This window comes from Roseobacter sp. MH60115 (genome assembly GCF_015644665.1).
Classification (GTDB): Bacteria; Pseudomonadota; Alphaproteobacteria; order Rhodobacterales; family Rhodobacteraceae; genus Roseobacter.
The window spans coordinates 400,104-415,300 of the sequence record NZ_JADOBQ010000003.1; the positions used below are offsets into that span (position 1 = coordinate 400,104).

The following is a 15,197-nucleotide window of genomic DNA, read 5'->3' on the forward strand; positions in this document are numbered from 1 at the left end:
ACCCTGCGCGGATTGGATGAACGCCACCTTATCAAAGGTGAAACACGATCGAGGATTTTAAAATAGTTCTTGCTGCTCTTCCCCTGACTCCGACACTTTCGTGTCGAGCTTGGTTAGCTGTAGCTTCCCTTCCTTGATTGAAATTCGGTACCGCGCGAGGTCATCTTGAAACGAAAAAATTACCCCCGGACCTTTGGAAGTTGATACGAGCGTACTGGGCGGAATCTCAACGTAGTTTTTCCTACTTTCAACTCGACCGAGGTCCGAAATACGAACATGTTCAGCACGTTCAATAGGACTATCGCGATGAGGTAAAGCTGTCTCAATCAAGACCCTGCCATCCCTAAAGCCGCCCCGCTTTTTAGCCTTTTCCTTTGCCAATCGCTCTATTTTGCTCCAGCTATGTCCAGAAGTGCTGGCAAGCCCTTTGACCACTTCCAAGAGATCTGCAAGTTCTGCAGCGCTATCTTCTTCCTTGTGTGCTCGCAAAAACTCGTCTAGTTCTTCCAACAGTTTACCAGCCAGTCCGACTTGCATGTCACCTTTGGCCAGCCTCGCTTCCTTAACGGTCTCTCCGCCTTCCGCAATGCTAGCAGGAATCTTATCTCGGACTAGTTTTCCAAAGACTTGTGCATTGCGCTTTCGGTAATATTTCGGAGCATTCGTCAGTACGACTGGTATGTTCTCCTGATTGAGCCGATAGTAAGCATGCCCAAGTATCGACCCCTCCAATTGAACAGGTAGGCTTCGCTGTTTTGCTAGAGAAATGACCGCTTCTAGAAAACTGTCATCCCTTATCAAGTCCGCTTCGGGGGACAACTGGATTGTGACCTTCTCCGCGGGGACTTTTTGAAGGTCATTCGGGTTAGCAACACGGAAAGGCTTGTATTGCACCTCTTGCCGTGGGGATGGATCAAGAATTTCGCGCGATCTAAACCAAGGTAGATTGCGACCAACCTTGTACTCCATTGGGATATTGCAGAACCACATAATCTGAGCATCTTCGTTCAATTTGCTCGCGATCTTTGACGTTCTCGTTGCAATCTCCAACTTATCCGCCTCCGAAAGAACCTGCCAACGCCCTGCGTGCGTTTTAATGCTGCGATAGTCCCATTTTCCGCCATCCACCTCCACCAAAAATAACGGTTTATAAGTAGTTTTTGTCTTTGCAACCTTCTTCTGCCCAACATTGATCTCGTAGGTATCAACAGGAAGAACCTGCATACCATCTGGAAGCCCCCATAAAGCATCGACTATAACTACAGGGTTGCCCGGTCTCGCATACGCCCAAGCAGCGGCTTTAGCAGGAAGAAAGGCGTGAAAAAGGAACATTACCTTATCTTTCCCGACCCCCTGTTTAGCAAACTGAGAAAGGGTATCGCCACACCATTTTATCGCGTTCTCAACATCAATCGTGTCGGTGCGAGGTAGGTTGAATTTGTTGGTACTCTCTTTGATGCAGTCGGTTCTGACAACCAGCCGATCACCTGTTAGCGCTTTCATTTCTACAACAAGTCGTTTGTACTCAGACTTATCAGATAAGGCGGAAATCACACGATTTGGATCGAGTGGATATATTCTCGGTGACGGAGCACTATCTATCCCGAAATCAAAATCTGAAAGATTCTTCAGTTTAGGCCACTTCGTCCTCGATCCCACTTTGTAGGGTGCAATAGTTGTCTTGGCCTCTAGGTCCAATTCTGCCGGTGCTTGTAGCTTGAGGTCTTTCTTTGGATCTAGACCGATATCGATTTGCGGCCATTCGAAGTCTATTTGCATTAAGTACAGCGTACTTTCGTGTACAAGCCATTCTAGATGGCATCTTTCCACGAATTCATCCACCAAATAATGCGCGACAGAGCGCAACGGTTGATGCGGAATTTGACTCCCACACTTCAGTGGCGCTGTTGGATCAGGAGAAGTCGTAAGTTTTGAGTTGATGCCCTTGGACGGTGCCCACTGGGGGAGTTCCAACTCGTATGACCATTGATTTATCGTGGGACTGACTCTGTGCTCATTGGACAAGTGCCCTGCAAAATCGGCCCGAACGTATCTCTGAACGACGACACCGAGGTCGGCATCAGCATCTACTTTTGCCGCATCCTGATAGAGTTTTCCAAGTTCGTCGATTAGCGATGCAAAGGTCCAGTTTGTCTTTAGGATTCTGGATTTGAACTTACCTCGATCTTGTAGGGTCTCAGAGCTGCCACTAGATCGAAGGATAATCTGCTCAAATGAACGATCCTGAAGCCAGGAACATAATGTCTTCAACTCCTTGTTCTTGCTTAGATTGGTGTTCTGACGCCAAGCGCTATGAACGTCAATTGACAGAGACGCAAACTCTAGTCGCCAACTTGAAGGGAGAAAAGCTAGTCCAGCCGCCTTCACACCATATTTCTTTGAAATCTTCTCGTGTGATTTGAAATCCTTCTTGGTCGGCGGCGTAACATCTGTCAGCATGGTTAACTGTCATCCAACGTACCGAAGGCCTTCTTCGCGAGATTCTGTAAGGCAGCAAGGATGTTGTCAGAGAAGTAACCAAAAACAAAGCCAAAACCTAACAACACGTATATGTTTTCAAAGCTTTCATTCTTCAAAAAAGGTATGACCCCGGAAGCAAACAAAAATCCAGTAAACAAGGATACCATTGCAGAGTTGAACGGAACTATTATGCGCCAGAGACATCTGTCAATGTTCCAAATACCCTTAGCCACAGAGTGGTACATCCACTTTAGGTCAAAAACTGCGCCTCCCACGAAACCCGCCAAGGCCAGTGCAATCCATTTGGCTTTCTCTTCGGCGATATAGACGCCAAACAGAGCGCTATAAATGAATCCTTCGCGTGTATTCTCTTCAGGCTTTTCGGTAATTGATTCAATCAGCAAGTAGTTTGCGGCAATGAGGTAGAAAAAGAGAAGTATGAACTCAAAGACAATTTGCACCCATGCACGTGTCTTGTATCGTGACGTCCAATCCCCAGTCTCTCTTCCATCATCATAGTCAGGTACTTCTTCTTCAGCCATTTGCACCCATGGCTTTTATGGTCGAGGTGACATTTTCCATGAAGTCTTCAGAACGATAATCCCATAGCCCTGAGTGGCCAGCTTTACGAGCAATGATTCTTCTAAAGAACTGCGAACACGGCTTATCGACGGTTTTGAATTTTGCCGTATCGCCAGCTGATACAAACCAGTATTCACCTTCAGCAAGTTCGGCGCTCGGAAAAATCGCAGAGCTGGCATCTATCCAACTTCCTGCTGTCTCGGACATTGCTGCTTGAACGAGGTCAAAGTCCAGCGCAGCGATGTGCAGATGAGCTTGATCTACGCCACACGAAATTTTTGAGCCCTTCAAACCACCATGTTCAAATGTGTAAGTATTGCCAAACGCAGATTCCAACTTTCCAGACACACGCTGTACCAACGCGCCGAGTTCAGCGTGCAGCTCTTCCGGCACATCAGCTATCCGCGGCGTCGGGAACTTCGGAACAACGAGCACCCATCCGGGCACTATCGATCCCTTTGTGGGAAGAACCGCAAAATTTTGCGTCTCTTCTACAACCGTGTCGTAGATGGCAGTTGTTGAACTCTGTCCCTGCAGGAAGAGCCAATGAAACTTGTTGCCTGAGTCAGGTTGTGTGTCCTTGAGATCCATTGCTGCCATATCTTGAGGTTTCCTCACAACAATATACCACATATCGCCGCGATGGGAAGGCTTGTTCGTCGCCCGCTATTATTGAAAACATAACCTCAAGTTCTCTCTAAATCAATCTGATACGTGCGCAAGTTCAGTTTTTCCACCACGTCGTTTGACGAACAGGGGTAAAGCGAGTCGCACTTTTGTGGCAATATCGAAGCTGTACTGCCATCTTGAATATTCGCATGCCTTGCCTGCGGCCCTCCTTTTCATGGAAGACGATGGCGCGGGGTTGGTTCTCCAGACCAAGCTGGATTTCGATCTGACCGATGGCCGTTTCAAATGCCTCAATCGGCACATCTTCATTTTCTGGCGGATTGAGGCTTAAGGAAAAGAAAGGCTTTGTGGAGCGCGTCCCGCGCGCCACAGCTTCACCTTCCTGCATCGCGCCGTGCAGGTCATCCGACACAAACCCGCGCAGATCATGCAATTCGACATGCTCGTTATCGCGGGCATTCATCAAATGCCGGGCGAGCTCGGTGCCGGAGCCGCGTATGTTGCCTTTCAGGATCATGGACCACCATCCGATCCAAGCGCACGCAGCAACTCATTTCGCATTTCAGCAATGTCCGCGCAGGCATTCAGCAATTCGGCTTCGATTTCAGGATGAACAGGCAGTGTTCCCGTGTTTACAGCCCGTGCAAGCTGGTTGAGGTTGTTAGACAGGCGCGAGTTGCCCAGAGACGCCAAAACGCGCCCCAGAGCCGCGTGATCGGCTACAGGATTGGTGTTGCGCCGCCGGACCTTGGACAGATCGCCATCGAACAGAACAGCCTTGATATACGCGCCCAAAGGCACGCCATTGGCGGCAGCCTCAAGCTTGGCGCGCTCTTCGAAGGTCAAACGCAGAGAAAACGGCGCTTCCCGCTTCTTTTTACCGACTTTGGCTAAATCATTGAAATCATGGCGCGTTATTGTCATTGTCGCACCTCGGATCGTCTAGATCAAAGTGCGAAAGCTGACTTTCCCAATCTTGTAGTATCTCGAACAAGCGGTTCGATTCCTCTACAGTCAGGCCCACCATTCACGACATCTCATGCAACCTCCTATGTGCAAAGCGCTTTAGTCGCGCCTGACTTGGCCCTATAATTGCGGCCAAACACCTTCAACGAACAGGCGCATATGGCCGCAACGGCTGAGAATTTCACACCAGATTTCAACGTCGTGGTCGTCGCGCAGGAGGGTCGTCTGACCTATGAGGCCCTGCTGTTTGCGGCCTCGCTGCGCCATGCCAGCCCGGGTTTCACGGGTCGTCTGTTGATCGCGGAACCGCAACCCGGCCCTTTGTGGCCGAAAGACCCCCGCATTTCAGACCGAGGCGTGCGGGAGATGCTGGACCGTCTTGAGGCAGAGATCATCCCCTTCGAGACGCGTCACTTCGGCGCCGATTACCCCTACGGCAATAAGATCGAGATGCTCAGAGCGCTGCCCGAGGGCCAACCATTTGTCTTTTTTGACACCGATACGCTGATCACCGGGGATCTGACGTCGGTGCCGTTCGACTTTGACCGCCCCTCCGCCTCGCTCCGGCGGGAAGGCACATGGCCAAAACCGGAACTCTACGGGCCGGGATACAGCGATTTATGGCGATCACTCTACGACAAGTTCGGGCTGGACTTCGAAAGCACGCTCGATCCGGACCAGCCGGATGAATATTGGCGGCGCTATCTCTACTTCAATGCAGGTTACTTCTTCTACAGCTGCCCGCGCCGCTTTGGCGCGCTTTTTGAAGACTACGCGTTGGCCATCCGGGATGATCCGCCAAAGGAGCTCTGCGCGCAGGAAATGACGCCCTGGCTGGACCAGATCGCGCTGCCGCTGGTGATCCATGCCTTGGGGGGCGGGCGTGACACGCTGCCGGAGGGGCTGCTCGACGGCTCCGTCAGCTGCCATTACCGCATGTTCCCGCTGCTCTATGCCCGCGAAAGCGACAGGGTGATCGAGGTGCTCGAAGAGGTCGCGGCCCCCAACAAGATCAAGAAACTGCTCAAGGCGCACGCACCGATCAAGCGGAATGTCTACCAGGGGCGTGGGGCGAAGGTGCGTGCGCTTTTCGATCAGGACAACCTGCCGCGCCGCGAGGCCGCCATCCGCAACCGGATCAAATCGGCGGGCTTCTGGATGCGCTGAGGCACATGCCTTGCGGGCTGGCACTCTTGTATGCCTGCCCCCCATCGCCTAACGATACCGTTAACGAAGTCCTCAGGAGGAACCCCATGACAGACGGCCCCGACTACGGTTTTGACACCCTGCAGATCCACGCAGGCGCCCGTCCCGACCCCGCGACCGGTGCGCGCCAGACCCCGATTTACCAGACAACGGCCTATGTGTTCCGGGATGCCGACCACGCCGCGGCCCTCTTCAACCTGCAGGAAGTGGGCTTTATCTACTCCCGCCTGACCAACCCGACCATCGCTGTGCTGCAGGAGCGGATTGCGACGCTGGAGGGCGGTGTTGGCGCGGCCTGCTGTTCATCGGGGCATGCGGCCCAGATCATGGCGCTCTTTCCGCTGATGGGGCCGGGCAAGAACATCGTGGCCTCCACGCGCCTTTACGGCGGCACGGTCACGCAGTTTAGCCACACCATCAAACGGTTTGGGTGGGAGTGCACCTTCGTCGATTTCGACGACCTTGATGCGGTGAAGGCGGCCATCAACGACGACACCCGCGCAGTCTTCTGCGAGGCGATTGCCAACCCCGGTGGCTACATCACCGACCTTGATACGATCTCGAAGATCTCCGATGCGGCAGGCATTCCGCTGATCGTGGACAACACCTCGGCCACGCCCTACCTCTGCCGCCCGATCGAGCACGGCGCGACGCTGGTGGTGCATTCCACAACCAAATACCTGACCGGCAACGGCACGGTCACCGGCGGCTGCGTGGTGGATTCAGGCAAATTCGACTGGTCGGCCAATGACAAGTTCCCCTCGCTCAGCCAGCCCGAACCAGCCTATCACGGGCTGAAATTCCACGAGACCTTCGGGCCGCTGGCCTTCACCTTCCACTCCATCGCCATCGGGCTGCGCGATCTGGGCATGACCATGAACCCGCAGGCTGCGCATTACACGCTGATGGGCACTGAAACCCTCTCGCTGCGGATGGAGCGACATGTGGAGAATGCCGAGACCGTGGCGGGTTGGCTCGAGAAAGATCCGCGCGTCGATTATGTCACCTATGCCGGGCTCAAATCCTCGCCCTATTTCGACCGGATCAAGAAAATCTGCCCCAAGGGCGCTGGTGGGTTGTTCACCTTTGCCATCAAGGGCGGCTATGAGGCCTGCGTGAAATTCGTCAATGCGTTAGAGATTTTCAGCCATGTGGCCAACCTTGGCGACACCCGCAGCCTGGTGATCCACTCCGCCTCCACCACCCACCGGCAGTTGACGGCGGAACAGCAGGAAGCGGCGGGCGCGGGTCCGGGGGTTGTGCGGATTTCCATCGGCACGGAGAACGCTGAAGACCTCATTGCCGATCTGGATCAGGCCCTGGCCAAAGCCACGAGCTGATACAAGAAAGGGGCGCTTCGAGAGCGCCCCTTCCACTTACGGCCAGCGCGGGATCAATCCGCGATGGCAAAGACGATATTGACCTGCGCCGAGACGGTCAGCTCTCCCGCGGCAATCGGCACATCCGCGGCAGAGCGCGCTGCGGCCATTTCCATCATCTGCGGCCGTGCAAAGCCGCCCTGTTCGCTGATCGACTGGATAGGCCCCAGCGTCACGCCAGCGGCCTCGGCCAGCTGCTGTGCCCGGTCAACAGCATCCTTGACCGCATCGGCCCGCGCAGCATCCTGAGACGGCTTTGGCTCCTGCAGCCCAAACGACAACCCATTGAAGGAATTGGCTCCATCCGCGATCACCAGGTCCAGCACGCTGCCCAGCGTGTCCAGATCACGCACCCGGACCGTCAACATATTGGTGGCCAGAAAGCCGGTGATCTTGCGTGCGTCTCTGCTGTTGGAATTGTAGTCGGACCAGATGGGCTGCAGCGACAGCTGGTCGGTCTGCATGTCACGCGGCGCAATCCCGGCGGCTTCCAGACGGGCCAGAACGGCTGTGACCCCTTCGGAGGTCGCCGCCATGGCCGCCGCAGCTTCCTTGTTCTCATGCGTGACACCCAGCCGAAGCGTTGCCATATCGGGCGTGGTTTCCACCGTGCCGATGCCGGTGGTCGTGATCACCCGCGCGTCGTCCGCCAACGCCATCCCGGCACTCAGAACGACAGCCACAAGGCCCCTCAAAACATATCTCATCGTTATTCTCCTGATTGCTGCGGCATGTGATACCGCATGACCTGCCTGAGCAAGTCGTTTGCCATCGGTTTGCTTTTCCTCGGCAAAGACCTGCTATATGCTCTGTCTATATATGAACGATCTGTGCAAGAGCCATGATGACTGGTAAACCCACGCCATGAAACCAAACTTCGCGCTTTCCCTCTCCTTCGACGGCATCCGCCTGCTGCATCGCTCCGGGCAGGAATGGCGCCTGATCGGCGAGGTTTCGCCGGAGGCAGAAGACCTGGGCGCAAAGCTGGCCGTGCTGCGCAAGACCGCCACCGCGATGGCGCCGGACGGTCTGCGCTGCAAACTGGTCATCCCCAACGAACAGATACGCTATCTCCGGGTGTCGACCCCGGGGCTCGATCTGGCGGACCGGCGCGATGCGGCGCGCGATGCGCTGGCCGGGGCCACGCCCTACGCCCTGGATGATCTGGCCTTTGACGTCATCGCAGAGAACGATGTCACGGACGTGGCAGCCGTGGCGTTGGAGACCCTGCAGGAAGCGGAAGAGTTTGCAGTCGAGCACCGGTTTCACCCCGTAAGTTTCGTTGCAATACCCGAGCCGCAGACCTATGCGGGGGAGCCCTATTTCGGCCCGACCCGCACCGCGCGGGAGCTACTGACCCCGGGCCAGACGGTCGAGCCGGACACCACGGCCATCACCATCGCCGGGGATACGGAGACGCCGACAGGTCCGGTGGCCGAAGAGCTGCCCGGCATGCCGCCGGTGGCTGAGCCTGCAGCCGATCCCCGACCTGAGACGCCCACATTCAAATCGGCCCGACAGGCGGAGGCGGAGCGCGAAACCAGCCTGCAGGATGCCCTGCAAAGCCTGAAGGCCACGGAGCCCAAGGTCGCCGATGTCACGGCCCCTGATCTGCCGCCACGGGAGGTGACGACCGAGGTTGCCGCGTTTTCCAGCCGCCGTAGTGCGCCGGACCCCGCACCGCTCACCTACGAGACAGGCTCTGCACCCGTGGTTCTGGGCTTCGCGGAACCGGCTGAGCCCTTTGTACCGAAACAAAGCGCCGCGCCCAAGGCCAGGTCCGTCCGCGCGCCCCTGCCCGCCACGGCCCCGGTGACGACGAAACCGGCAAATGAAGCTGACCGGTTGACGGTTTTTGGTGCGCGTGACGCTCAGGAATCGACACCGCAAAAGCGCGGCATTCCTTTGGGCCTCGCTGCCGTTCTTGTTCTGGCCATTGCAGGCATCGGCACCTGGTCGTTCGGCAGCCTGCGGGACCGTATTGCCGGGGGTCCCGGGGGCGAAGCGTCGGAGATCACCGCGATCGAAGTCTCCCCGCCCATCCAGCCCTCCGCCTCCCTGCTGGACCCCGAGACAAGCGATGCGCGGGAACTGGCCTTGCTGGATCCCGGCCTTACGGATGAAGATGCTGCGGTGCTGGACGCTCTGCGCGCCCCCCTTGCCGCAGACCCCGCGCCCGAACAATCGCCTGAGGATTTACGGGCAAGCTACGCCGTGACCGGCATCTGGCCCCAGGCCCCCGACGTGCCCGCGCCGCCCCCTCTGGTCGATATCGAAGACCTCTACGTCACCAGCATTGACCCGATTGAACCCGCCTTTGATGCCGTGGCTTTGCCGCCCGTGACTGCATTTGCCCGCGATGTGGCACCCGATGCGCCAATCTCGCCTGCTGCGGCAGGGACGACCTTTGCGCTCGATGACCGTGGCCTTGTGGTCCCAACGGCCCAGGGCACGCTCAGCCCCGATGGGGTGAAAATCTTCGCCGGTGCGCCGCCGGTGCGGCCTGGGTCATTTCCGTCGCGCGCGGCCACCGCGACCGAGCTTGATCCGGTGCAAACAGCCCTGGCCGCCTTCCGGCCACAGACGCGCCCCGCCGATCTGATCGAAACTGCCGAACGGGCAACCCTTGACGGGCTTACCCGTTCCGAGCTGGCCGAACTACGCCCCCCTGCCCGACCGGCGCCCCCTCTTGCGCCGTCCAGCGCCGCCACCGCAAGCCTCGTCCCGCTTGAGGACGGTGCCGCGCCGCTGTCAGAACAGGGATCGGAGCGGATCGTGGCCAGCAACAAGGATCTGGCGCTTGCCGCCTCATTGCGCCCCGACGCCCGCCCCAGCAACTTCGGACAGATCGTGGAGAGAGCGCAGCGCACCGCCGCCTCGGCTGCTGCCGTTGGCGCGGCAAGCATCGCCCCACGGGCGGTCGCTCCGAGCATCCCCTCAAGCGCCTCCGTGACACGTGAGGCCACCGTCCGCAACGCGATCAACCTGCGTAAAGTGAATCTGATCGGGGTCTATGGCACGCCGTCGAACCGCCGTGCGCTGGTCCGGCTTTCGAATGGCCGGTACAAGAAAGTCCAGGTCGGCGACCGTATCGACGGCGGCCGCATTTCCGCCATCGGCGAAGGCGAGTTGCGCTACCAAAAACGGGGGCGCAATCTCGTCCTGAAGATGCCCAAAGGATAGCGCTGCCGCCGGTTTTACGTAGGCACCTAGGCGCCAGCAGGTAGGGTGGGCTTCAGGCCACCCCTACTCCGCCGCCAGTTCTCCGCTATCGATCTGCTCCTGCTCGATGCTCTCGAACAGCGCCTTGAAATTCCCCTCGCCAAACCCATCATCGCCCTTGCGCTGAATGAACTCGAAGAAAATCGGCCCGATCACGGTTTTCGAAAAAATCTGCAGCAGGATCTTCGTCTCCCCGCCGTCCACGACCCCTTCGCCATCGATCAGGATGCCGTGCTTCTTCATTCTGTCCACGGGTTCGTCATGGCCAACCACGCGGTCGTGGCTGAGCGTGTAATATGTTTCCGGCGGACCGGGCATGAACTTCAACCCACGCGACGCGATCTCATCTGTGCTGTCATAGATGTCGCTTGAGCCCACGGCGATGTGCTGAATACCCTCGCCCTTGTACTTCTTCAGATAGGAAACGATCTGCCCTGTTTCCCCCCGATCCTCGTTGATCGGAATGCGGATGCGTCCACACGGCGAGGTCAGCGCCCGGCTGAGCAGCCCGGTAAACTTGCCCTCAATGTCGAAAAACCGGATTTCGCGAAAGTTGAACAGGTCCTCATAGAACTTGAACCATTTGTCCATGTTCCCCTTGTGCACGTTATGCGTCAGATGATCGAGATAGTAGAACCCAACCCCTGCCGGTTTCGATTGCGCAATCCAGTCATACTCTTCGTTGTAAGGGCTCGTGTCATAGTATTGATCCACGAAATAGAGCAGCGACCCGCCGATCCCGACAATGGCGGGCACGTCCAGCACTTTGCCCGCCCCCTCATAGGGCTCCGCGCCTTTCGATACGGCATGGTCAAATGCGGCGCGGGCGTCCGCGACACGCCAGCCCATGGACGGCGCGCAGGGGCCATGCGCCTCGACGAAACGCGCCCCGAAACTGTCTGCTTCTGCGTTCAGCACATAGGTGATATCGCCCTGCTGCCATAACTCGACATTCTTGCTTTTGTGATTGGCGACATGGGCATAGCCCATACGCGCAAAAAGATCGCGCAACTCTTGCGGATCGGGATGGGCAAACTCAACGAACTCGAACCCATCCGTCCCGGCGGGATTCTCCTCGGTGATCGTGGATTTCGGTGCGTCATGCGGGAAAGGGCCCATGGTGATCTCCAGTCAGCAAAGCGAGTCGCGCCCGATGCGCGAATTTCGAGCAGAATACAGCCTTTCAGGCGCATTTTCCGCGCAATCTCCAGGGCAAGCATGGACGCAGACGCGGAAATCCCGCATGATAGCCAAGCCAAATGCGAAAGACCCGCATCATGCTCGACGATACCGACACCCGCCTCCTGCAAGCCCTGCAGCGGAACGCCCACCTGACGGCGCAGCAGTTGGGCGAGATGCTGAACCTCTCCTCCAGCCAGGCGGGCCGCCGCCGCCAGCGGCTGGAAGCCGACGGCTACATCCGCGCCTATGTCGCGCGGCTCGATCCTGCCCATCTGGGGCTGCAGGTTCAGGGCTTTGTGCAGGTGCACCTGGGCACGCACGGGCCGGATCACTCCAAGAGCTTCGCCCGCCTCGTCAACACCCGCCCGGAGATCACGAGCGCATGGACAATGACCGGCGATGCGGATTATCTTTTGCGGGTTTACTGCGCTGATTTACCGGCCCTGAACGCGCTGATCCACGACGTTTTGCTGCCGCATCCGGCTGTGGCACGGGTGCATAGTCAGATCGTGATGGACCAGCTGAAATCCGATGGGCCCCTGCCCACCTGACCCCCGATGAGGAGACGTCACCCACATGGATAGCTTCCTGTTCCAGGCCTCGATCTACCTGGCCGCCGCAGTCATTGCGGTGCCCTTCGCCTCGCGTTTGGGGCTGGGGTCGGTGCTGGGCTACCTGGCCGCCGGGATCATCATTGGTCCGGTCCTGGGCCTGGTCGGATCCGAGACCGAAGATCTGCAGCATTTCGCCGAATTTGGGGTGGTGATGATGCTTTTCCTGATCGGGCTGGAACTGGAACCCCGCGCCCTCTGGGACATGCGGCACAGGCTCATCGGCCTGGGCGGGCTGCAGATCGTGATTAGCGCGCTGGCCCTGATGGCCATTGCCATGGCCTACAACCAGCCATGGGGCGTCGCCTTGGCGATCGGTCTGGCGCTCTCGCTCAGCTCCACCGCCATCGTGCTGCAAACCCTGTCGGAAAAGGGGCTGATGCAGACCAGTGGTGGCCGATCCGTGTTCTCAGTCTTGCTGACACAGGATATTGCGGTGATCCCGATCCTCGCCTTCCTGCCGCTGCTGGCCGCCACTGTACCGGCGCAGATTGCCACCGATGGCTCGATCCAGCGCGGTGGCGAGGACGCGCACGACAAGGCCCACCACAGCCTCTCTCTGGTCGAAGGCCTGCCCGGTTGGGGCGTGACGCTGGTCACCATTGCCGCCATCGCCGCCGTCATCTTTGCAGGCGTCTTCCTGACCCGTCCGCTGTTTCGCTACATCCATTCCGCGCGGCTGCGCGAGATGTATACCGCGCTGGCGCTGCTGATCGTCGTCGGCATCTCCTTTCTGATGACACTGGTGGGTCTCTCGCCCGCGCTTGGCGCTTTTCTGGCGGGCGTCGTCCTGGCCAGTTCCGAATTCCGCCATGAGCTGGAAACCGACCTTGAGCCCTTCAAGGGCCTGCTGCTCGGGCTTTTCTTCATCACCGTGGGCGCCGGTATCAATTTCACACTGCTCTTCAACAATGTGGCGGGCATCGTCGCCATGGCGCTGCTGGTCATTGTCGTAAAGGGCGTCATTCTTTTCTTCCTCGGCCGCGCCTTCAAGCTCAAGGGCAAGGACCACTGGCTCTTCACGCTCGCCCTGGCGCAAGCTGGCGAATTCGGTTTTGTCCTGGTGTCCTTTTCCGTGGTTCAGGGGGTTATTCCACGTGGGGTGGCGGAAACCCTGCTGCTCGTCATCTCGATTTCGATGCTGATCACGCCCCTGCTCTTCATCATCTACGATCTGCTGTCGAAACGCGCGCCCGACACCAGCGAACAGCATCCAGACGACGAGATCGACATCGAAGGGCCGGTCATCATCGCGGGCATTGGTCGGTTCGGTCAGATCGTGAACCGGCTGGTGCAGGCAAACGGTTTCAACACCGTCGTGCTCGATCATGACATGGAAACCATCGCCGTCATGCGCCGGTTCGGGTTCAAGGGGTTTCTGGGCGATCCGACCCGACCGGATATCCTGCGCGCGGCGGGGCTGGAATCGGCACGGGTTCTGGTCGTCGCGCTGGACGATCCGGAGGCCGCCATCAAGCTGGTGCAATACGCCCGCAAGCTACGGCCCGGGTTGCACATCGTCGCCCGCGCCCGCGACCGCACCCATGTCTACCGGCTCTACCAGGCCGGTGCGGATGACATCGTGCGCGAGCTTTTCGACAGTTCCCTGCGCGCCGGACGCTATGTGCTGGAGAACATGGGGCTCAGCGAATATGAGGCCTCGGAAGCGGAGCGGATTTTCTACCATCACGACCGCCACTCCGTGCAGGAGTTGGCACAGCTTTGGGATCCGGCGGTTCCGGCCAGCCAGAACCCCGCCTACCTCGCTCGTGCCAAGGAGTTGCAGAAAGAGCTGGAGACCGCCTTCCTCAGCCGGGATGCGGAGAAAAAGCAGGCCTGAACTCGTGTTGGTTCTATCAGCCCAAGCGGTCAGGCGTCGGTGACACCGGCCTCTGCGAAAGTGGCCATGCCGCTCAGGCAGGCAACGGCGCCTTTCAACACACCGATGGAGAGCGCCGCGCCCGAGGCTTCGCCCAAGCGCAGGCCAAGCGACAACAGGGGCTCTTTACCCAGGGCGTCCAGCATCCTTTGATGCGCGCCTTCGGCACTGAGATGGCTGGCAACGCAATGATCCAGTGATCCGGCCACGGTCTTTTCCAGACAGGCGGCGGCGGCACAACAAATGAAACCGTCCAGCAGGACCGGGATACGCAGGCTCCGCGCCCGCGCAATGGCCCCCGCCATGGCCGCCACCTCGCGCCCGCCCAAACGGCGCAGGGTCTCCAGACCATCGCCCTGTCCCCCGTGCAGCGCAACGCCATCAGCCACCACACGGGTCTTGATCTCCAACCCCGCATCATCCACGCCTGTGCCGCGCCCGGTCCAGTCCAAGGCGGTGCCGCCAAAAAGAGCCGCCGCCAGCGCCGCCGCAGAGGTGGTATTGCCGATGCCCATCTCGCCGGTGACCAGCACGTCTGCGCCTTCATCCACCGCTGTCCAGCCTGTCTGCAGGGCCTCGACCAGGTCCGCCGCGCTCATCGCGGCGGTTTGGGTGAAATCCGCGGTCGGCCTGTCGAGCGCGAGCGCATGCACGTCAAGCTGCGCGCTAAAGGTGCGCGCCAACTGGTTGATCGCGGCCCCGCCGTGCTGGAAGTTCAGCACCATCTGCGCGGTCACTTCCGACGGGAAGGCCGACACCCCCTGCGCCGCAACCCCGTGATTTCCGGCAAAGACAATGATCTGCGGTTTCTCGACCACCGGGCGCGCGGTGCCGCACCAGCCCGCATACCAGATGGCGAGTTCTTCCAAACGCCCCAACGCGGCGGGCGGTTTGGTCAGCTGGCCATTGCGCGCGGTGGCAGCGGCCATGGCTTCTGCGTCGTTGCCCGGCTGTGCGGCCAGAAGGGACCGGAAACCGGCCATGTCCGAAAAAGCTGCTGTCATGGGGTCCCTCGGTTGCAACATCCTGCGCACCTGATTACCCAATGAACACGTCCCC

At 58.7% G+C, this 15,197-nt stretch carries 13 protein-coding genes; 5 read left to right on the forward strand and 8 right to left on the reverse strand.

Annotated features, from left to right (window positions below; translation table 11 throughout):
- Positions 1-57 precede the first annotated feature (57 nt).
- From ISX84_RS12365 to ISX84_RS12385, 5 genes are all read right to left on the reverse strand, one after another.
- Positions 58-2,460 (reverse strand): nucleoside triphosphate pyrophosphohydrolase, encoded by a 2,403-nt coding sequence (locus tag ISX84_RS12365; protein WP_195820668.1) that lies wholly within the window; start codon positions 2,458-2,460, stop codon positions 58-60.
- A gap of 2 nt (positions 2,461-2,462) precedes the next feature.
- The gene (locus ISX84_RS12370) at positions 2,463-3,023 is read right to left on the reverse strand and encodes a hypothetical protein (RefSeq protein WP_195820669.1); all 561 of its coding nucleotides are present in this window, start codon (positions 3,021-3,023) and stop codon (positions 2,463-2,465) included.
- Positions 3,016-3,663, reverse strand: coding sequence for an HIT family protein (locus ISX84_RS12375; protein WP_195820670.1), 648 nt, complete (start codon positions 3,661-3,663; stop codon positions 3,016-3,018). The genes ISX84_RS12370 and ISX84_RS12375 overlap by 8 nt, the downstream gene beginning before the upstream one ends.
- A 124-nt stretch (positions 3,664-3,787) precedes the next feature.
- Positions 3,788-4,210, reverse strand: a complete 423-nt coding sequence (locus ISX84_RS12380; protein ID WP_195820671.1) for a hypothetical protein — start codon at positions 4,208-4,210, stop codon at positions 3,788-3,790.
- Entirely contained in the window at positions 4,207-4,617 is a 411-nt protein-coding gene (locus tag ISX84_RS12385) for a hypothetical protein (protein WP_195820672.1), read from the reverse strand. The genes ISX84_RS12380 and ISX84_RS12385 overlap by 4 nt, the downstream gene beginning before the upstream one ends.
- A 201-nt stretch (positions 4,618-4,818) precedes the next feature.
- On the opposite strand from ISX84_RS12385, the gene ISX84_RS12390 reads away from it, so the two are divergent.
- A complete protein-coding gene (locus tag ISX84_RS12390; RefSeq protein WP_195820673.1) occupies positions 4,819-5,826 on the forward strand; it encodes a hypothetical protein in 1,008 nt (335 codons plus the stop codon).
- An 86-nt stretch (positions 5,827-5,912) separates the two neighbouring features.
- Complete coding sequence (locus ISX84_RS12395) at positions 5,913-7,205, forward strand: O-acetylhomoserine aminocarboxypropyltransferase/cysteine synthase family protein (RefSeq protein WP_195820674.1); 1,293 nt, start codon at positions 5,913-5,915, stop codon at positions 7,203-7,205.
- A 53-nt stretch (positions 7,206-7,258) separates the two neighbouring features.
- On the opposite strand, the gene ISX84_RS12400 is transcribed toward ISX84_RS12395, so the two are convergent.
- Positions 7,259-7,951 carry an SIMPL domain-containing protein gene (locus ISX84_RS12400; RefSeq protein WP_195820675.1) on the reverse strand — a complete coding sequence of 231 codons (693 nt, stop codon included), beginning with the start codon at positions 7,949-7,951 and terminating at the stop codon, positions 7,259-7,261.
- A 157-nt stretch (positions 7,952-8,108) separates the two neighbouring features.
- Between ISX84_RS12400 and ISX84_RS12405 the strand changes: the two genes are divergently transcribed.
- Positions 8,109-10,427: a hypothetical protein gene (locus ISX84_RS12405; RefSeq protein ID WP_195820676.1), complete on the forward strand. Its 2,319-nt coding sequence runs from the start codon at positions 8,109-8,111 to the stop codon at positions 10,425-10,427.
- Positions 10,428-10,490: 63 nt separating this feature from the next.
- On the opposite strand, the gene hppD is transcribed toward ISX84_RS12405, so the two are convergent.
- Positions 10,491-11,585 (reverse strand): 4-hydroxyphenylpyruvate dioxygenase, encoded by a 1,095-nt coding sequence (hppD, locus tag ISX84_RS12410; protein WP_195820677.1) that lies wholly within the window; start codon positions 11,583-11,585, stop codon positions 10,491-10,493.
- A gap of 158 nt (positions 11,586-11,743) precedes the next feature.
- Here hppD and ISX84_RS12415 point away from each other — a divergent pair, with 158 nt between their 5' ends.
- Both ISX84_RS12415 and ISX84_RS12420 read left to right on the forward strand, forming a co-directional pair.
- Positions 11,744-12,199, forward strand: a complete 456-nt coding sequence (locus ISX84_RS12415) for an Lrp/AsnC family transcriptional regulator (protein ID WP_195820678.1) — start codon at positions 11,744-11,746, stop codon at positions 12,197-12,199.
- A gap of 25 nt (positions 12,200-12,224) precedes the next feature.
- Positions 12,225-14,099 carry a monovalent cation:proton antiporter-2 (CPA2) family protein gene (locus tag ISX84_RS12420; protein WP_195820679.1) on the forward strand — a complete coding sequence of 625 codons (1,875 nt, stop codon included), beginning with the start codon at positions 12,225-12,227 and terminating at the stop codon, positions 14,097-14,099.
- Between the two features lie 29 nt (positions 14,100-14,128).
- Here the strand turns inward: ISX84_RS12420 and cobT are convergent, their stop codons facing one another.
- Positions 14,129-15,142 carry a nicotinate-nucleotide--dimethylbenzimidazole phosphoribosyltransferase gene (gene cobT / locus ISX84_RS12425; protein WP_195820680.1) on the reverse strand — a complete coding sequence of 338 codons (1,014 nt, stop codon included), beginning with the start codon at positions 15,140-15,142 and terminating at the stop codon, positions 14,129-14,131.
- Positions 15,143-15,197: the final 55 nt, after the last annotated feature.